16 protein-coding genes are annotated in these 19599 nt (G+C 43.7%); 13 read left to right on the top strand and 3 right to left on the bottom strand.

What is annotated here, in order from left to right:
• The first annotated feature begins 12 nt into the window (after window positions 1–12).
• The 3 genes from ACSQ2E_RS17365 to ACSQ2E_RS17355 all read left to right on the top strand — a co-directional run bounded on the left by ACSQ2E_RS17365 (window position 13) and on the right by ACSQ2E_RS17355 (window position 1555).
• Window positions 13–786, top strand: a complete 774-nt coding sequence (locus ACSQ2E_RS17365) for a MerR family transcriptional regulator (protein WP_435992546.1) — start codon at window positions 13–15, stop codon at window positions 784–786.
• A gap of 85 nt (window positions 787–871) precedes the next feature.
• Entirely contained in the window at window positions 872–1018 is a 147-nt protein-coding gene (locus ACSQ2E_RS17360) for a DUF3934 family protein (protein ID WP_082386265.1), read from the top strand.
• Window positions 1019–1354: 336 nt separating this feature from the next.
• Entirely contained in the window at window positions 1355–1555 is a 201-nt protein-coding gene (locus ACSQ2E_RS17355; RefSeq protein WP_034762311.1) for a cold-shock protein, read from the top strand.
• An 81-nt stretch (window positions 1556–1636) separates the two neighbouring features.
• On the opposite strand, the gene ACSQ2E_RS17350 is transcribed toward ACSQ2E_RS17355, so the two are convergent.
• On the bottom strand, window positions 1637–1849 hold the full coding sequence (locus tag ACSQ2E_RS17350) for a hypothetical protein (protein ID WP_435992543.1): 213 nt from the start codon (window positions 1847–1849) through the stop codon (window positions 1637–1639).
• A 245-nt stretch (window positions 1850–2094) separates the two neighbouring features.
• Here ACSQ2E_RS17350 and ACSQ2E_RS17345 point away from each other — a divergent pair, with 245 nt between their 5' ends.
• The 9 genes from ACSQ2E_RS17345 to ACSQ2E_RS17305 all read left to right on the top strand — a co-directional run bounded on the left by ACSQ2E_RS17345 (window position 2095) and on the right by ACSQ2E_RS17305 (window position 14080).
• Complete coding sequence (locus ACSQ2E_RS17345) at window positions 2095–2295, top strand: cold-shock protein (protein WP_435992541.1); 201 nt, start codon at window positions 2095–2097, stop codon at window positions 2293–2295.
• 673 nt (window positions 2296–2968) lie between these two features.
• The gene (gene ltrA, locus ACSQ2E_RS17340; protein ID WP_435988965.1) at window positions 2969–4405 is read left to right on the top strand and encodes a group II intron reverse transcriptase/maturase; all 1437 of its coding nucleotides are present in this window, start codon (window positions 2969–2971) and stop codon (window positions 4403–4405) included.
• A 579-nt stretch (window positions 4406–4984) separates the two neighbouring features.
• Window positions 4985–6430: a DEAD/DEAH box helicase gene (locus ACSQ2E_RS17335; RefSeq protein ID WP_435992539.1), complete on the top strand. Its 1446-nt coding sequence runs from the start codon at window positions 4985–4987 to the stop codon at window positions 6428–6430.
• Between the two features lie 116 nt (window positions 6431–6546).
• Window positions 6547–7413, top strand: a complete 867-nt coding sequence (locus ACSQ2E_RS17330) for an AraC family transcriptional regulator (RefSeq protein ID WP_435992537.1) — start codon at window positions 6547–6549, stop codon at window positions 7411–7413.
• A gap of 189 nt (window positions 7414–7602) precedes the next feature.
• Window positions 7603–8619, top strand: a complete 1017-nt coding sequence (locus ACSQ2E_RS17325) for a LacI family DNA-binding transcriptional regulator (RefSeq protein WP_435992535.1) — start codon at window positions 7603–7605, stop codon at window positions 8617–8619.
• Between the two features lie 141 nt (window positions 8620–8760).
• The gene (locus tag ACSQ2E_RS17320; RefSeq protein ID WP_435992533.1) at window positions 8761–10869 is read left to right on the top strand and encodes an amylo-alpha-1,6-glucosidase; all 2109 of its coding nucleotides are present in this window, start codon (window positions 8761–8763) and stop codon (window positions 10867–10869) included.
• A gap of 57 nt (window positions 10870–10926) precedes the next feature.
• Window positions 10927–12180: an ABC transporter substrate-binding protein gene (locus tag ACSQ2E_RS17315; protein WP_435992531.1), complete on the top strand. Its 1254-nt coding sequence runs from the start codon at window positions 10927–10929 to the stop codon at window positions 12178–12180.
• Window positions 12181–12334: 154 nt separating this feature from the next.
• Window positions 12335–13234 carry a carbohydrate ABC transporter permease gene (locus ACSQ2E_RS17310; RefSeq protein WP_435992529.1) on the top strand — a complete coding sequence of 300 codons (900 nt, stop codon included), beginning with the start codon at window positions 12335–12337 and terminating at the stop codon, window positions 13232–13234.
• Window positions 13235–13249: 15 nt separating this feature from the next.
• Complete coding sequence (locus ACSQ2E_RS17305) at window positions 13250–14080, top strand: carbohydrate ABC transporter permease (RefSeq protein ID WP_435992527.1); 831 nt, start codon at window positions 13250–13252, stop codon at window positions 14078–14080.
• 129 nt (window positions 14081–14209) lie between these two features.
• Here ACSQ2E_RS17305 and ACSQ2E_RS17300 read toward each other — a convergent pair whose 3' ends face one another.
• Entirely contained in the window at window positions 14210–17377 is a 3168-nt protein-coding gene (locus ACSQ2E_RS17300; protein ID WP_435992525.1) for a bifunctional cytochrome P450/NADPH--P450 reductase, read from the bottom strand.
• A gap of 81 nt (window positions 17378–17458) precedes the next feature.
• On the bottom strand, window positions 17459–18034 hold the full coding sequence (locus ACSQ2E_RS17295) for a TetR/AcrR family transcriptional regulator (protein ID WP_435992524.1): 576 nt from the start codon (window positions 18032–18034) through the stop codon (window positions 17459–17461).
• Between the two features lie 526 nt (window positions 18035–18560).
• Between ACSQ2E_RS17295 and ACSQ2E_RS17290 the strand changes: the two genes are divergently transcribed.
• Window positions 18561–19385 carry an SDR family oxidoreductase gene (locus tag ACSQ2E_RS17290; RefSeq protein ID WP_435992523.1) on the top strand — a complete coding sequence of 275 codons (825 nt, stop codon included), beginning with the start codon at window positions 18561–18563 and terminating at the stop codon, window positions 19383–19385.
• Window positions 19386–19599: the final 214 nt, after the last annotated feature.

Here is a 19599-nt window from a genome sequence, read left to right as displayed (position 1 = left end):
GGAGGTGACATCATGGAATATACGGTCAAAAAATTGGGGGAGATCGCTGGGGTGAGCACTAGGACTATCCGATATTATGATGAAATTGAGCTTCTGAAGCCGGCCAGGACCAATTCATCAGGATACAGGATTTACGGACAGGAGGAAGTCGACCGCCTGCAGCAAATCCTCTTTTACAAAGAATTAGGTGTTGGACTGGATGATATCAAGGATATTCTGGATGATCCCGCCTTTGACGCAACACTTGCACTACGGAAACACCGGGAAATGTTACTCAACAGACGCGCTCAGCTTGATCAACTGATTGCGAATGTCGATAAAACTCTACGTGTAAAGGAAGGGAAAAACACCATGTCGGATAAAGAAAAATTTGAAGGATTCAAAGAAAAAATGGTGGAAGAGAATGAGAAAAAGTATGGGAAAGAAGTGCGTGAGAAATATGGAGACAAGAGAGTGGACGAATCCAACGCGAAAGTCATGAACATGTCACAGGAAGAGTATAAAAAGGTCACGGGATTAGAGAAGGAAATCAAAAAAATGCTGGGGGCAGCATTTCAACAGGGTGATCCTGGAAGTGATATGGCACAGAAAGCGGCTGATCTTCACAGACAGTGGATCTCCTTCTATTGGGGTCACTACAGCAAGGAAGCTCATGCAGGACTCTCTCAGATGTACGTGGATGATGAGCGATTCAAGGCCTATTATGATGCAGAACAAGAGGGAGTGGCTGAATTCCTGAGGGATGCGATCCACATTTATACTGGACAGAAAAAAGAAGTGGAATAAACAAGAAGTACCCTGCTACACTAATCCGTGTTATGATATGGAGATGAACTTGAAAGAATGAACCTGATCATAACGGAGTGAAAAAATGAGTAAACCTAAGAAAAAGAGCGGAACAGGCCAGGGCACCGGCAAGAAAGGCTGGAACCGGTGGCAGGCAGGCGCCAATAAGAAAAAGAGCAACAAGCCTTATACGAGTAAAGGTGTAAAACACGGAAACAAGCAGGAAGATTAAGAATACACGTCCATTTCCTTTTGGGAGTGGGCTTTTTTTCTGCTTTTTTTCATCTTGCTGGAGTAAAAGAAGAGAAATGGTATGTTCTTTCTATTGTATAATGTCAGAAACCTACATGAATGCATTGGTTGGGGAGAACAACGATCTTTAAAGCCTATTTTTAAAAAGAAATAAAAAAGAATTTGCTTTTTTTACGATTTCCTGTTATTCTAAGAAAGAATTATTTTTGTTCGGTCTGTAAGGAATGAAAGTATTTAAACTTTTCGCCTTTGATATCTAATTGAGCAATAATAGTAATAAACCGTGGATATTAAGTCCACACAGGAGGATACACATATGCAAGAAGGTACAGTAAAATGGTTTAACGCAGAAAAAGGTTTCGGTTTCATCGAAATCGAAGGTGGAGAAGATGTATTCGTACATTTCTCAGCTATCCAAGGCGAAGGATTTAAATCTTTAGACGAAGGTCAAAAAGTTTCATTTGAAACTGAGCAAGGTCAACGCGGACTTCAAGCGACTAACGTTAACAAAATCTAATTGCTTTAAGAAAAAAGGACCCTCTCTGAGGGTCCTTTTTTTGTTTAAAAAAACAGGTGCCTGTTATTAGGCACCACGTCTTTACGTTAAAGCGTATTTCATGATTCCCTGGATGTAGAAGGAAGTTTCCTTCAATGTACATTCCCTGATCTTGATTTTGCCTTCCCTTTCTAATTCAGTTGCTGCCTTTTCAAGAGCTGCTGCTTCTTCTTTGGAAGAGACAGGGAGTTCGATAGTAAAGAAATTTCCGCGACTTGCTTGACTAAGGTTTTTGAATAGTGTGTTTTTATTCATTGGGTCATCCCCTTTATATCTCTTACTTTCGACAAAGGAACAGCATTCTCCTTTATGAAGAGAAAGTTTGAAAAGAAAATTCAAATCGATTTGCTTTTTATGAGATTATCTGTTATTCTAAGAAAGAATTATTTTTGTTCGGTATGTAAGGAAAGAATAAGTTATAAACTTTTCACCTTTAACATCTAATTGAGCAACTATAGTAATAAATCGTGGATGCAACATCCACACAGGAGGATACACACATGCAAGAAGGTACAGTAAAATGGTTTAACGCAGAAAAAGGATTCGGTTTCATCGAAATCGAAGGCGGAGAAGACGTATTCGTACATTTCTCAGCTATTCAAGGCGAAGGATTCAAATCTTTAGACGAAGGTCAAAAAGTTACATTTGAAACTGAGCAAGGTCAACGTGGACTTCAAGCGACTAACGTAAACAAAGCGTAATAGCTTTTGATGAAGGGACTCTCTCAGGAGAGTCCTTTTTTTGTGCGACGGGCAGTCGCACCTTGAGTGTTCCACACTCAAGATGAATTGTTAAGGGTTGGAGTACGATACGTAGTATAAACGGCTCCCGAATCCCGGAAGATTCATCGTCTCGAAGGTGAAAGTCCTTCCGTTAGAGTGCTGATACAACTAACGAAGACTAATCTAGGGCATAATTGTGAGATTGTGTTCGGAGGAGATGCGGATAATCGAGAGACCCGTAGTCGGATGTGCAGACCCAAATGCAAAAAGTGTGAAGCACGGCGGCTGGGTAAGTTGGCGACCATGCGAAAATAATGGGAAGTCTTAAAGGTGTTCATTCAAAGAATCAGCCGAATGAGCTCAACTTATCAAGTGATGGTGCTGGGTATGTACAGAAGGAAAGTGCGATGACCCCGTGAGATCTCTATCTTACCGTCAGGGCATTGTCCTATAAGGAATTCCGAAATGGATAATGTGGATAGAGAAGTCAGACGTTCTCATAGTACGGAAGTAGCCAGATGACAAAACATCTGGTGAACGGAAGGGGAACGACCTTGTGACTCTACACAAGTAAAGGTGTGTAATGACAACAGACCACGATACTTCGGTATAAACGAACTGAATGTACACAATGAAAGGTGTGGAATACGTAGTGAATCAAGAATTAAAGCTTAAATGGCATAGTGTATACGGACAACTACTGTTTGACCGTAAATTGAAAAGTGCGTGGGAGAAAGTAAAAGCCAACAAAGGTTCAGGTGGAATCGACGAAGTAACTCTTGAAAAGTATGAGGAGAACCTGGATGAAAATCTAGATAATCTACTCGGCAAACTGAGAGCGAAAGAATATGAGCCTACTCCTGTCAGACGCTCCTATATACGCAAGAAGAATGGAAAACAGAGACCTCTCGGTATTCCTACGGTCGAAGATCGGATTGTTCAACAATCTCTGCGAAACGTATTAGAACCAAAATTCGATGACCATATCTTTCATAATTGGTCATGTGGGTATCGTCAAAATCGCGGAGCCAAACGAGTTGTACAAATTATAATGTGGAATATTGAACAAGGATACAATCACATTTATGATTGCGATATCAAAGGCTTCTTTGACAATATCCCGCACAAGAAACTGATGAAGGTCCTAAACAAATATGTAGCGGACGGTACAGTCCTAGACATGATTTGGAAATGGCTAAAAGCTGGATACATGGAAGAAGGGACCTACCATCGCTCAGATTCAGGTACTCCTCAAGGTGGAGTGATTTCTCCACTTTTAGCGAATATCTATCTGAACGAACTGGATTGGACACTTGATTTACACGGCATTCGATTTGTACGGTATGCCGATGACTTCCTCCTTTTCGCCAAATCCAAAGAGGACATTAAGAAAGCCGAACAAATCACAAAAGAGAAACTCGATGAACTAGGTCTGGAAATTTCTATCGAGAAGACTAGAATTGTCGATTTCAATCATGATGATTTCGACTTTATTGGTTTTACGTTCCAACACTGGAGAAAACGTAAGAAGGATGGTAAACCTTACTATTTAGCCAAACCAAAAGATGAGACCTGGAAAGACTTTCGAATGAAAATTAAGAGAGCCACCAGGAAAACACTCACCTTAAGCAGAGAAGCGTGGTACCAACGCGTAAACTCCATCATTCAAGGAAAGGTAAACTTCTATCTAACCTTGTGGAAAGCGATTGAAGAATTCAAAGAGAAGGGATATCGACTGAACTGTTGTTTCAACATATTCAGAGATGAACTACTGGCAATAGATTCTTACACTCGCCGAAGGCTGAGAGTCGCTATGCTTCACAAACATCCTTCACAACGAAAAGGATGGGTGATGAGTACGAAATGGAACATTGAATTCTTTGCGTGTACAGGTCTTAAATCTGCTTTTCAAATATATTACGGAAAACAGTATGGAGATGGTATTGAATACTACCTCCAATACATGAAAGATAAGCAAAAGAAGAAATACAAAAGAAGTCTGGAGAGAGCAAAAGAAAAGGGAGAGGAATACTTTTCTTCACAACGACTTTCTAAAATACACTGTGCGAATAAGTTTGCATCATCTTGAACTAAGCGGAATCACATTGGTAAGCCGTATGCCTTAATAGGGCACGTACGGTTTGATGAGGGGGTGGCCTTGAGAAAGGTCACCCTACTCTATTTTTTTTTTTGTCGGGGCTGAACGAGCCGCCTGCGCTTTAGGGTATCTTCTAGCTCCGGCGGCTAGAGGCTCGAGGTCATAAGCTAAATAGGCCAGGAAGGCAAAGAGCGCCTTCCCAGCCTATTCATCTTATGCTTGTCGCCTCTGGGCGAGCCGCCTGCGCTTTAGATATCTTCCAGCTCCGGCGGCTAGAGGCTCGAGGTCATAAGTCAAACCGGCCAAAAAGGCAAAGAACGCCTTTCCAGCCGGTTCGTCTTATGCTTGTCGCCTCTAAACGAGCCGCCTGCGCTTTAGATATAAAAAGGGACCGACAGCGTTCGTCGGTCCCGGAGACAACATGTTACAAGTTAAAAATGGTTAGGTAAAGCATAACACACTATTGGGGGATTACCTAAATAAATTTGAAAAGAATTTATTAGGGCGTGCTTTTGCGAATAGAATTTGTGCTTTTCTATGAAAATAAGTGAAAATAAATGAGGTTATGATATGTCAATTAAACATTTTAAGGATTATAAGCTCAGTGGAGAGATTGTAAGGGCGTTGTCGGGTTTAGGATATGAAGCTCCCACAGAAGTACAATCCAAGGTACTCCCACTTGCTTTAGAGAAAAAAGATCTTGTTGTCCGTTCCCAAACGGGGAGTGGAAAGACGGCTTCTTTCGGGATACCACTATGTGAGATGGTGGAGTGGGAAGAAAATAAACCCCAGGCGCTGATTTTGACCCCGACACGGGAGCTTGCGGTTCAAGTCCAAGAAGATATCACCAATATTGGGAGATATAAGCGGATCAAAGCGGCAGCAGTATACGGGAAATCCCCTTTTCATCGCCAGAAGCTCGAGTTGAAGCAGAAAAATCATATCGTCGTCGGTACACCCGGCCGTGTCCTCGATCATATTGAAAAAGGGACCTTTCCACTGGATAGATTAGCGTACCTTGTTATTGATGAAGCTGATGAAATGCTTAACATGGGCTTTATCGATCAAGTCGAAGCGATTATTCAGGAACTCCCATCTCATCGTGTGACGCTGACATTCTCTGCGACATTACCAGAGGATGTAGAATCACTCTGTCATAAATATATGAAGCAACCTGTTCATATTGAAATCAAGGCAACGGGAATCACGACGGATAAAATCGAGCATTCTCTTCTTGAAGTGAGAGAAGAGGAAAAGATCTCCATTCTAAAAAACGTGACGACCGTAGAAAATCCCGATAGCTGCATCATCTTTTGCCGAACGAAGGAAAATGTGGATACGTTATGTGAAGAGCTGGACCGTTCAGGTTACCCTGTGGATAAGATCCATGGCGGTATGATTCAGGAAGCCAGATTTGAAGTGATGGACGATTTCAAGCGGGGGGATTTCCGGTACCTTGTGGCAACGGATGTGGCTGCACGGGGGATCGATATCGAGAACATCACCCACGTGATTAATTATGATATTCCCATGGAGAAAGAAAGTTATGTACACCGTACCGGGAGAACGGGGAGAGCAGGTCAGACAGGTAAAGCGATTACGTTCTGCACGCCATATGAAGAGAAATTCCTAAGTGAGATTGAGGAGTATATCGGATTTGTGATCCCTAAGTATACGGCACCTACACGGGAAGCCGTGGATATGGCAAAACAAGATTTTGAACGGAAGCTGGATGAGGAACCCGATTTTAAAATGGACAAAAGTCAGCAGCTGAACAGAGACATCATGAAGCTCTATTTCAATGGCGGGAAGAAAAAGAAAATCAGGGCAGTCGATTTTGTCGGAACGATTGCGAAAATCAATGGAGTGACGGCTGAAGACATTGGAATCATCACAATCCAGGAAAATCTGTCGTATGTGGAGATTCTCAATGGAAAAGGGCCCTTGGTTTTGCAAGCCATGAAGAAAACGACGGTAAAAGGGAAGATGCTTAAGGTACATGAAGCAAGGAAATAAATGTAGTGGCCTTCTCCAGTGAGGAGGTCTTTTTTTTACATCCTGCAACATGGGGCACGATATGTCGGGTTGATTCCTTTTATTCTTGCTATTCTTATGAAGAAGGAGGTCATGGAATGGATACATTGAAGACGATGAATGACGCTTTACGATATATTGAAGAAAACCTGACGGAAGAAATAAATTATGAAAAAGCGGCAAAGCGTGCCTATTGCTCGGAATATCACTTTAAACGGATGTTTTCGTTCCTTGCAGGAATTTCACTGTCTGAATACATCCGGCGCCGACGTTTGACGATGGCGGCACTTGAACTGCAGAACGGAGATGTAAGGGTTATTGATATAGCCTTAAAATATGGCTACTCATCACCCGATTCCTTTACGAGAGTCTTTCAAAAAATGCATGGGATTACTCCGTCACAAGCGAAAGGCCATTCACTCAAATCATTTCCACCTATGACCTTTCAGTTATCCATCAAAGGAGGCAATGAAATGAACTATCGAATCACAGAGAAAGAACCGTTTTCCATTGTAGGAATCATGAAACGGGTGCCGATCATGTTTAATGGTGTGAACCCTGACATTGCAGAAATGTGGCAGAGCCTGGATGAGAAAATGATCAAGAGGTTAAAGAGCCTATCAAATGTGGAACCACAAGGATTGATTAGTGCATCCATCAACTTTTCCGAGGGCAGAATGGAAGAGAAAGGGGAGCTTGATCATTATATTGGCGCAGCCACAACAGAGGAATGTCCCCACGACTTATCGAAACTTGATGTCCCCAATCTAACTTGGGCAGTATTTGAAGCGGTCGGCCCATTTCCGGACACTTTACAGCAGGTATGGGGGAGAATCTATTCTGAGTGGTTTCCAACTTCAAGCTACGAACAAGCTAAGGGACCGGAGATATTGTGGAATGAAAATAAAGACGTTAAGTCTGATGCATTTAGAAGTGAAATATGGATACCAGTCAGGAAAAAGTGAGGAAGAGGCAGCGAATTCATTTGGATTCGCTGTTTTTTTATTGGTCGGGATTTCCAAAGCCTTCCTGCAGATATAGAAGGGGTTTCACTTGTCCCAAACCAACGTTATAGAAAAATAGTATTGTAATCGTTTTCAAACTGTTGTATTATTCAGATAAAGGAAATCCGAAACGTTTTGGGAGATGTGCAAGTGACTACGATTAAAGATATTGCCAGAGTAGCTGGGGTGTCCGTTACGACGGTTTCAAGAGCGTTGAATGGATACTCGGATGTCAATGAAGATACGAGAAAGAAGATTGTTCAAGTGGCAAAAGAATTGAATTACAGCCCGAATTCCATTGCACGGAGTCTAGTGATGAAGAAATCGAAAACGATTGGTTTACTCGTTTCCGGATTCACGAAGGAAAGTGTGAAGGATAATTTTATCGTGGAAGTTCTCGCGGGCATAAATGAATTTGTGTCAGGTTCTGATTACGATCTGGTGTTATTTAATACGAATTCATCGAAGCAGCGAGAAAAGACCTACACTCAGCTTTGCAAGGAACGAAGAGTGGATGGAGTGATCATCCAGGGGATCAGAACCGATGATCCTTATTTACATGAAGTGGTGGAAAGTGATATTCCCTGTGTATTAATCGATATTCCCCTTGAGTCTACGAATGTAAGTCATGTGACAACAGATAATGTGTTAGGGGCTGAAAAAGCGGTCCGGCATTTAATCGACCGGGGCCACAGGAATATCGGGATGATCAATGGGCACGAGTTTGCGTTTGTCAGTCAGCAGCGACTGGAAGGTTATTATGCAGCCTTGCGTCAAGCACAAATAGAAAGTAAACCCGACTACATCGTAAACGGTGCTTTTACTGAAGAAAGCGGAAGGGCAGCAGCACATCAATTGCTTTCATCAAATCCAGAAATCACAGCCATCTTTTGCTCCAGTGATTTAATGGCCGTTGGGGCAATGAGTGCTTCGAAAGAATTGGGTATTAAAATCCCGGAAGATCTTTCGATTGTTGGATATGATGATATCCTGCTTGCTTCGTATGTGAGTCCGAAGCTTACAACTATCCAACAAAATAAATTTCAATTGGGTTATGAAGCTGCGAAATTATTGTTGGATTTGTTAACAAATCAGTCTGAAACCCATCGGATGGTATTGGAAACGAAGTTGATCGAGAGGGAAAGTACGAACCGCAAATTCGAATAAGAGTTGGTGAGTGATTTCACGGACCAGCCATTATTCATTAGAAAATCCGAAACGTTTTGGATGAAGTGAATATTTTTTTACTCTTTTACCAAAACGTTTCGGAAAGGGTGAAAACAATTTGTAAAAGGAGGAGGAACCCATATGAATTACCGGGTGATTAAAGAAAATAACTTATTTCTTCTTACAGACGAACAGGGAGATATCACTTCAGATCATAGCTACGGCCTTGGTTTATACAAAAATGACACGAGGTACTTAAGCAAGTTGAATGTAAAAATAAATAATCAAAAACCGATTCTATTGCATTCGGATGGATCTGAAAACTATATGTCTACGATTCTATCGACAAATCCCCACCAGGAAGAGAGTGGCCATCTTATTCTATGGCGAGAATCCGTTGAGATCGAACGTAAGCGCTTTATTTATGATGATGTGTTATATGAAACGATAACAACAAAAAACTATTACCCAAAGCCGGTTTCGTTTGAGTTGAATATAGAAGTCGATGTGGACTTTAACGATATGTTTATCATACGCGGCTTCCAAACAGGAAAGGTAGGGAAGAGAACGGGACAGAAAGTAGAGGATCAAACCCTCATTTTCCAATACGAAGGAGCAGACGGAATCGATCGCGCGACCAACATTCACTGGGATGCCAAAGCGAAAAATGTGAATGAAACTGGAGAGGTCACGTTCCAGGTGGAGCTTCAGCATGAGGAAAAACGATCCATTACATTTATGATCGTGCCCCTGGAAAATGTAGAAGCGAGAGATGACATGTTACCTGTCGAAGAGGCTTTAAAAAAATTAAGAGTTTCTTATAAAGAATGGTCCTCTCAGTTAACAAAGGTAGAAACCGATTACGAACCGCTTCAGCGTCTGGTGGACAGAGGACTGTCCGATCTTAGAGTGTTATTGAACGACACTGGATACGGGAAGTTTCCTGTAGCTGGTCTGCCTTGGTTTGGGGTTCCATTTGGCAGGGATAGTCTTATTGCGGCATTACAAATGATTGCCTTCGAGCCACAGGTTGCAAAAGGCACCCTGTTCACGATGGCGAGCGAGCAAGGAACGAAGGTGGATCCCTGGAGAGACGAACAACCAGGGAAGATCATGCATGAGATTCGCTATGGAGAGCTTGCGAATACGAATCAGATTCCGTTCACGCCATATTACGGGACGATTGATGCCACACCGTTATTCCTTGTCCTTCTAACGGAGTATGTGAAATGGACAGGGGATTTCGGCACATTCCGAAAGCTTTCAGACAACGTAAAGAGCGCTTTGAAGTGGATCGACCAATATGGAGACCGCGATGGAGATCTATTCCTTGAGTATCATCAGGAATCTTCCAAAGGAATTGCCAATCAGGGCTGGAAGGATTCGGGGGATTCCATTGTCCACCGGAACGGGGACTATGCGGATACGCCGATCGCCTTGGTTGAGGTCCAAGGCTATGTGTACCAGGCAAAACGGGGATTGGCTGCCATTTATGAAGCACTTGAGGATCATGATACAGCGTCCAGATTAAATGCAGAAGCGAAAAATCTCCAAGAACGATTTGAACAGGAGTTTTGGATGGATGACCTTGAATTCTATGCCATCGCTCTTGATCGAAAGAAAGAAAAGGTAGGTACGATTACATCGAATCCTGGGCATGTGTTGTATTCGGAAATGATGACAGGAAACCGTGCTGAAAAAGTCAGTCAAACATTAACGGGTGATAGCATGTTTTCCGGTTACGGAATCCGTACGATGGGGAAAGGGGAAGCTGGCTATAACCCGATGAGCTACCATGATGGTAGTGTCTGGCCACATGATAACAGTATTACTTTGCTCGGATTAAGCAAGCTGGGATTAACGGCTGAAGCGAAGAAGGTCATGAGTGGGCTGATTGATGCGTCCCGTCATTTCGAATACGACCGCCTTCCCGAATTATTCTGCGGATACGAGTCAACGATCGGAAAGGCAGTAAAGTATCCTGTCGCTTGTTCACCGCAAGCATGGGCAGCGGGGACACCTCTTGTGTTTGTTCAATCTTTATTGGGGCTTTTCCCGAATAGCCTTCAAAAAGAGATCCATTTACATCCGATTTTACTTAATGAGATGAATACCTTAACGGTTCAAAATATAGCGATTGGTGATGGAGTGCTTTCTCTCTCCGTAGTGCGAAATGGGGACAAAGTAAGTACCACCATTATGGAAAACTCAACTGGCTATGCCATTGTAAAAGAAAAACAAATAGTTTAGGGTACACCTTGGAATAAGCTTCCTATTTTTCATAAATCAATAAAGGGGTTGGAAGAAATGGTGAAAACGAAGTGGATAGCGAGTTTAGGAATGACGACGATGTTAGTAGGGTCAGTGCTTGCGGGCTGCAGCAGTTCCGATGAGAAAGCAAGTTCAAACGGTGGGGGAAATGGCGAAAAAGTGGAAATCACCCTTGCTGGCTGGGGAGGGAATCCTTCAGAGCAAAAGCTCCTGAAGCAGACACTTGCTGACTTTGAAGAGAAGCATCCAAATATCGATGTGAAACATGAAGTCATTTCTGAGCAGTACATGGATGTCTTGAAAACACGTCTAATCGGTGGGGAAGGACCGGATGTCTTCTATCTTGATGCCCTGGAAGCACCTGCCCTGATTGATACCGGGGTCGTTGAACCACTGGATGATTATGTGACGGAAGACTTTGATGTGAAAGATTTCGAGAAGCCGATGCTTGAAGCATTTCAAGTCGATGGAAAAACGTACGGATTTCCGAAGGATTACTCGACTTTAGCCCTTTTCTATAATAAGAAGATGTTTGAAGAGGCGGGTGTCGAAGTTCCGAAAACATGGGAAGAACTCCGTGAAGTTTCAAAAGCCCTCACGAAAGATGGCGTCTATGGATTTGGTGTGGCTCCTGAGCTCGCCCGTCTTTACCACATTGCCCAGGCAACAGGTGGGGAAGTTGTGAAGGATGATAAAGCGAACTTTGCTTCTGATAAAGTGGTGAATGCCCTTCAGCCGATCGTAGACCAGCATAACAAAGACAAAACCTCTGCACAGGCTTCAGAAGTCGGAGCGAACTGGGGTGGAGAAATGTTCGGACAAGAAAAAGCGGCCATGGTCATCGAAGGAAACTGGACGATTCCATTTTTAGAGGATACATTTCCTGATGTAGAATACGGAACGGCTGAATTACCGACCATTGATGGAAAAAAAGGAACAATGGCTTACACGGTGGGATATGTGATGAATGCCGCATCTGAAAAGAAGGAAGCTTCATGGGAGCTGATTTCGTATCTGACAGGTAAAGAAGGAATGGAAACTTGGACGTCCAAAGGATTTGCCCTTCCGACACGTAAGTCAGTTGCTGAAAAATTAGGATATGACAAAGATGAATTACGGGGTGCACTGGTAGCAGGGGCACCATATGCAACAGTTTGGGCAGAAGGAAAAAATCTGCCGATCATCATGAATAACTTTAACAACCAGTTCATTGCGGCCTTCCTGGGAGACCGCCCATTGGATGAAGCTCTGAAAGAAGCACAGGAACAGGCGAATAGCGAAATTCAATAATCTTTCTAAAGGTACCTGGCACCCATGATCGTGTCAGGTACATCTTTACCATTGACTGTATTCTTTCTTCTTAGGTCTTGTCTTGTAGACCTTGGCGGAAAGAATACAGGTAATAGGTGTAGGTTAACGAGACAGATAGAAAGTAGGGATAAGAATGAACAAACCATCTTCTAAAAAGAGATTAAAAGATGCAGGACAAGGATACTTATTTATGTCACCGACACTATTGGTATTAGCCGTGTTTATCATTGGACCGATTTTATATGCCATTTTTTTATCCTTTCATAAAGTTCAACTCCTTGGTGATATGAGTTTCGATTTTGTGGCTTTCGACAATTTCACCCGGCTCATGGAAGACAACCGGGCCATCATTGCATTGAAAAACACAGCGAAATATGTGCTGATTGTGGTACCGACCCAAACATTTCTCGCACTGGTATTAGCTGCCACCTTAAATGCAGGTTTAAAGGGTGAGAAGCTGTTCCGGATCGTCTACTTCTTGCCGACGTTAACGTCTTCAGCCGTATTGACCCTGATTTTTATGTGGATGTACAACAAAGAAGGATTGATCAATAACATATTAGATAAAGTCGGTTTGCCCACCTACAATTTTCTGGGAGATCCCGATATAGCCTTGAATGCCATCATGCTGATGAATATATGGGCGACGGCCCCGTTTTTCATGGTCATTTATCTTGCTGCCCTTCAGGATATTCCCGACTCGTTATATGAAGCGGCTGAACTGGACGGAGCGAGTGCGATTCAGAAGTTCTTCTATGTGACTGTTCCGTTCCTCAGACCGGTTACATCCTTCGTCGTGATCATGGGAGTCATCGGCACGTTCCAGTTGTTTGATCAATCGTATATCTTCTCAGGGGGATCCGGGGGACCCAATAACTCGACGTTAACGGTCGTGCTCTTAATCTACCAATATGCGTTTAAATCATTGGGATCCATGGGATATGCAGCGGCCCTCGCCTTTGCACTTGCTCTCATCATCCTGGTTGCCACCTTGATACAACGTAAATTCTCTAAAGAAGAATCACTTTATTAATGGGGGGACTAAAACATGAATTCAAAGAAAAAGACGTTCAGTAAACGTCTCCTATACATCGTTTTGATCGGCTATGCCATCACAACCCTGATCCCATTTCTATGGGCACTGTCTTCTTCTTTTAAAACGCTGGAAGAAATCATAAGCGGGGCGATGAATTTCATACCAAGGGATTTCACTTTAGATAACTACAAACAAATTTTTATAAAGCAGGAGCTGTTTCCGAGATGGCTGTTCAATAGTTTGTTCATCGCCGTTGTCGGTACAGGTTTGAATATCATATTTAATTCCATGTCCGGATATGCATTGGCAAGGTTGAGCTTTCCAGGAAAAAAGGCATTGTTCATCATGATTCTGGCTGTCCTGATGATTCCGGCACAGGTCACCATGATCCCGAATTATTTGATTTTAAAGGAAATCGGCTGGCTAAACTCGTATCAAGGGATGATTGTACCGGCGATGATCAATGCTACTTTCATTTTTATGATGAGGCAATTCTTCATCAACTTCCCGAAGGAACTGGAAGAGGCGGCTCAAATCGATGGTCTGAGCCGTTTCGGAATCTTCTTTAAAGTCGTATTGCCATTGGCAAAACCGGCCCTGGCTGCTCAGGCGATCTTTGTATTTATGGGCTTTTGGAACAACTTCATGACACCATTGATCGTCATGACCGATACAGAAATGTACACACTTCCATTGGGTTTGAACACTTTCAAAGGGCAATATGTCAGCTACTGGAACTATATCATGGCCGCTTCAATGGTCTTTACGCTGCCCGTACTGTTGTTGTATGCATTCTTTAATCGGTACTTTATTAAGGGGATTTCGTTTACAGGGGGGAAATAGTAGTAGGGGGAGCATCCGAAGCGGAAGCTCCCTTTTTTGAGTTAATTGTGGCACATGTACGTTGGACACGTCCGAATCCATTATGATCACTAAAAAAAGCGAACCCTATAAGGATTCGCTTCTCTTACATCATGCCCCTGCCCAAACATCCTTCGCGTATCGACCATCCTCTTCCAATGATCTTATCCAGCGGTCGGCTTCTTCTTTCGATGTTTGACAGAAACGCATGTAGCTTTCTCCTAATGTCTGTTCGACATCCGGAGCCATTTTACTGCCGTCACCACAAATGTATAGGCGTCCGCCATTTTTTAATAGCGGCAGGATTTCTTCTGCATTTTCTGCCAGTCGATGCTGGACATATGCTTTTTCTTGACCCGGGCATCTTGAGAATGCCGTGTGAAGTGTGACGATTCCTTCTTGTGCTGCTTTCTCCAATTCATCCTGGTACAGGTAATCGTGCTCAGGATTTCGGCAACCAAAGTAGAGATGTGCTTCGCCGAGTGATTTTCCTTGCTCCTTCAGAATGCTACGTGCCTGGATGAATCCTCTGAATGGTGCGATTCCCGTTCCCGGTCCAATCATGACAATCGGAGTTTCCGTGTCTTCAGGCAGCTGGAAGTTCGATTGTGGTGTAGAGATAAAGCAGGAGATTTTGTCTCCACGGGATCGCTCTGCCAGGTAGTTGGATGCGATTCCTTTATATTCACCATGTCCGCTCCAGGCATCTCCCCGGACGACGCTGACGGTGATGGTTGCTTCTCCGTTTGTGTATAAAGGTGAGCTTGAGATTGAATAATAGCGTGCCTTCAATGATGGGAGAAGTGCAAGGAAGCTTTCAAAGGGTATTTCACATGCCATGTACTTCTCCACAAGATCGAGCATCGTTATTCGTTTACTTAATATCGCCTCTTTATACTTCTCATCCTTCAACAGTTCCTCAAGCTCAACGACGTGAGGAGGGCATACGGTATGAGCAGCAAGAGTCCGGATTTGAGAACGGGTAGCTGGTTCTTGGAACTCTACATAATTGGCCAGTAGTTCAAAAAGTTTCACAGGCTTTTCTGTAGGGAGGTGCGCCGCTTTACCGGAATCGCCTGTTAATGTCACGAAGTCCTGCCCGTTCAGGTTGAATCGACTGAGGACTCGCTCGACAAGAGATGACGGATTTTGCGGGAGGACCCCGATATGATCGCCTTCCTGGTAGGCAACACCTTCTGGAAGAGAGAGGGCGATATGTCTCGTCTTCCTCCCACTTTCTGCGTGTTGTAACTCTGTATTCTCATTCACCATCGCTGTAAAGGCATGGTGCGTGCGTGCTAGCGGTGTGTCGCTCACATCACTGACGTAATTCATTGTAATCGAGCTGTTTAATTGATCATTCTGATGGAGTTCGATGTTCAATTCATCAGCGAGATTCGGCCAAAGAGACTCTGCCCATTTTTCATAATCTCCTTCAAAGTCATCGCTTGCATCACCGTGCCCGATTTCTGCGATGCGGTGCCCGCCTTTTTCAAACAACTGGTCATCTATGAAGTTAGGGATCCTCTGATACGTAGTAGCCCAGTTATGGTCACCACATCCGAACACTGCGTAATGGACCCCATCAAAGTCATCAGACTCACTTTCTTTCAGCATGGAAATGAATTGACCAGCATTGTCAGGTGGGTTTCCGTTGTAGGAAGCAGAGACCACGATGACCGCTCCTTCTGTTGGGAGTCCATCACTGTACTCATCTAATGGAGCTACCTCTGTCCGGAATCCTTGTTGACGACCTGTTTCCCCTAGATCCCGGGCAATTCCTTCCGCCGTTCCCATATTTGAACCATAAAGGACGAGTAAAGGCGTGCCGTGAGATGATTCTGCCGGGACAGGTGCGGCCGCTTTTTCCGGTTTTGTTTCTTCGGAGGAAGCGACAGAGAATGCCATGGCAGGCTTACGGGGTGTGACCCGCATCGTTAATCCATCGGGCTTCAGAGTCAGCGTCTCTTTGACATCCAGTTGATAGTTTTGATGATCGATCAGGTCAAAGTGCTGCAGGACCATGCCGAGCACCAGTGTCGCTTCATGAAGGGCAAACTGCTGACCAATGCAGGCACGCTGTCCATTTCCAAACGGTTTGTACGCGTGATAGGGAATGGAAGACGGGTCCTCAAAACGTTCAGGTATGAAGGCTTCCACGTCATCCCCCCAGACGGATGAATCCCGGTGTAATTCAGGAATAACGAGTGTGAACACATCATCTTTTTTGACATCATATTTGCCATCAAGAGTGGTGTCGTTTTTCGCATAAACAGAAAATGCAGGGGCGGTCGGCCACAGTCTCAGCGTTTCATTCAGGACCATGCGGACATACTTCAACTGTTTCACTTGTTTATATTCCGGAATGTTATCGCCAACGACGCGGTCGACTTCCTCCTGAGCCTTTTTCAGTTTTTCGGGATGATTCATCAGGTAGTAAAGGGCGAAGGAGAGGAGTCCACTTGTCGTTTCGTGACCTGCAATCAAGAAGGTAATGATTTGAAAGCGGATGTTTTCGTCACTGAGTGCCTCTCCTGTTTCAGGATCTGTTCCTTTCACCATATACGAGAGGAGGTCATCTTCCCCCAGGTCCCCATTCGCCTTGCGGTCGGCAATCAATTCGTCGACAAGGGAGAACATGTACTCGATATCTTCCCTGAATTGTTTTTTCGATTTGATCATCAGTTTATCTTGAAGACCGAGGCGCTGTGATTGGTTCATCGCTTCATCCAAAGCCCGGACCATACTGTCGACAAAGGGGTGGGAGGTTTCCCGGTAGAAGCTGTTAAAACGGTAATTGAAACCACAGAGTCCGATGGTATCCAGGGTCAGACGGGTCATATCCTCAGGGACATCGATTTCATCTGCAGGATTCAAGCGTGCCCATTTTTGAATGAGCTGGGTGGCGAGATCCACCATCTTTGAGTGGTATCCTTTCATGGCCTGCTGGCTGAAACTTGGCAGTAGGATGTTATGAGCCTTCTTCCAGTTCATCTCTGTCGTTTCACTGGTAAAAAGGCCGTCACCACCGAATGCTCTCACTTTTTGCAGGGCAGGTCCGACTTTCTTATCAAAACGGGTTTCATCGCATATTTCTTTTGCAAGGGAAGCGCTGGACACAAAGGTGCTCATTCTGCCTGGAAACTGGAACTGATAGATTGGTCCCAGTTCTCTGGCAAGCTTCATAAATGATTGTAGTGGTTTTTCTTTATCAATAACGGGCAAACTCCCGAGTGGTCCATATGTTTTCGGTTGTGGATATTGAGATTGTTGTGTCATGGTTCCTTCACCTCGTATAATGGATTGGTTATTACGGAATGAACGTTCATTCCGGTTAGGGCATGAGAAACGAATCGTTTCTCACACATGTAATCGAACAGCATCCCACATACTTTCCTCTACATCTGTAAGCATGGAGGTATCAGGCTCTAATTCCCCGATCCGTACAAGTCGCTGAAGCTCGAGAAAGGCACCATAAAGGATGGCGATCAAAGCCGTCGAAGGCAGACTCTTGATGACCTTCTTCTCTTTACCAGAATCGAAGAAGCATTTAAATAGATTCAACAATTCCTCGAAGCATGCGTGACTTTCTTCATTCAGGAAATGGGCGCTGCTATGTGTTCTGATGAAGTAGAGCGCCTGGCTCTGTTCTTTTGTAAACTGAATCATTGATTGGAAAATATGATGAAATTGATTCCGTATCGACTGCTCATAAGGGAAAGCATATTCCACTGTTTCAGTAAAAATCCTCACATATTCTTGAAAAATCGTATTTCCAAGGACTTCTTTATTTTCAAAATAGCGATAGATCGTTCCTGCTCCCACGCCTGCAGACGAGGCAATCATGGGAATTGTTGTAGCGTCATAACCCCGTTCTGCAAATAGAGCAAGTGAACTCGCTACAATGCTGTCCCGCTTATTTAATGCCATTGACATACCAACTCAGCCTTTCATAACGGTAATGCGGAATGAATGTTCATTCCAGTATAGTGTATACCCATGTAATGGTTATCTCAATCACACGAAATACCCATTGTTTGTGAATGTTTTGTTAAGACGGGGAAAGGCCCTTTTTTTCTTTTCTATTATATTTGCCGGTCCAACTCTATCATTTTTTCATAGGATAACTTTGTAAGAGAGCTCACTTACTAGATTTATGAATAGAAAGGAGGGATTCTATATGTCGTTAGGACTTGTTACCTTTCTAATTGCCGTTTTATTGTTGGTCGCTTGGTTGTTGGTATCGATTTTGGCTCCAAACACCAACCTGGTATCTGTGTTGAAAAACGCTGTTTGCAGTACTTTGGGATGCTAACCTAGCTTCTTTTAAAAGGGACGGACCTCCAAATGCCTTTCATCCGAGGATGAAACAGGCTACGTGGAGGTCCGTCCCTCTCTATGTTTACTATTTCACATAAAGGGAAAATACTCTCCATTAGATATTTCAAGGAGGGTTTCTCTTATGGGAAGATTGGATGGTAAGGTTGCGGTGATTACAGGAGCTGCAACAGGAATCGGGGCAGCGACTGCCAAAGTGTTTGCGCATGAAGGAGCGACTGTGGTGTGTGCAGATGTGAAGGAAGAGGAAATGAATAAAACTGTGGATGAGATCAAAAGCGAGGGCGGAAATGCAATGGCATTTCAACTCGATGTTTCCAGTGAGGAAAGCGTCGCGTCGATTGCTGAAAAGGTAAGAGAGAAATTTGGTGTGATCGATGTCCTCTTTAACAACGCTGGGGTAGATGAACAAGGTGGAAAAGTGCATGAATATCCTGTGGAATTATTTGATCGAATCATCGCAGTGGATTTGCGAGGGACCTTTTTATGCAGCAAATATTTCATTCCCCTTATGCTTGAAAATGGTGGATCCATTATAAATACAGCATCCATGTCCGGGCAAGCGGCAGATTTGGACCGGTCCGGCTACAATGCGGCAAAGGGTGGCATTATCAACTTTACAAAGGCTATGGCAATTGATTATGCGAGACATGGCATCCGTGTTAATTCTCTTTCACCAGGAACAATCGAGACGCCTCTGATTGACGATCTTGTCGGGAGCAAACAGGATAAGATGGGCGAGAAATTCAGGGAGGCTAATAAGTGGATCACACCGTTGGGCCGTTTGGGAAGACCTGAAGAAATGGCGACGGTTGCCCTGTTCCTGGCATCGGATGACAGCTCTTATGTGACAGGTGAAGACATCACAGCAGACGGAGGCATCATGGCTTACACATGGCCGGGTAAAATGCTGATCGAGGAAGAAGAGTGGAAAAAGGGAACTGAATAATATGAGGGAGGGACCTCCAATCTTACGGCAGCCTTTACATCACAGGGTTGCAGGTGGGATGGGGGTCTTTTTTCGTTTAAATATATAAATGGAAGAAAATTTATTAAATTCAGAGGGTAATAGTTGTTAAATATAGGTCTAACTAGTAGGATAGTCTTACGAATATATGAGTTGGAAGCAAGGATCATTCACTGATGAAATGGGCGCTGTTAGT

Origin of the sequence: Rossellomorea sp. LjRoot5, assembly GCF_964253455.1 — a bacterium.
Taxonomy (GTDB): Bacteria; Bacillota; Bacilli; order Bacillales; family Bacillaceae_B; genus Rossellomorea.
The sequence above is the reverse complement of the archived record's forward strand: the minus strand, read 5'-3'. Positions and strand labels throughout refer to the sequence as shown.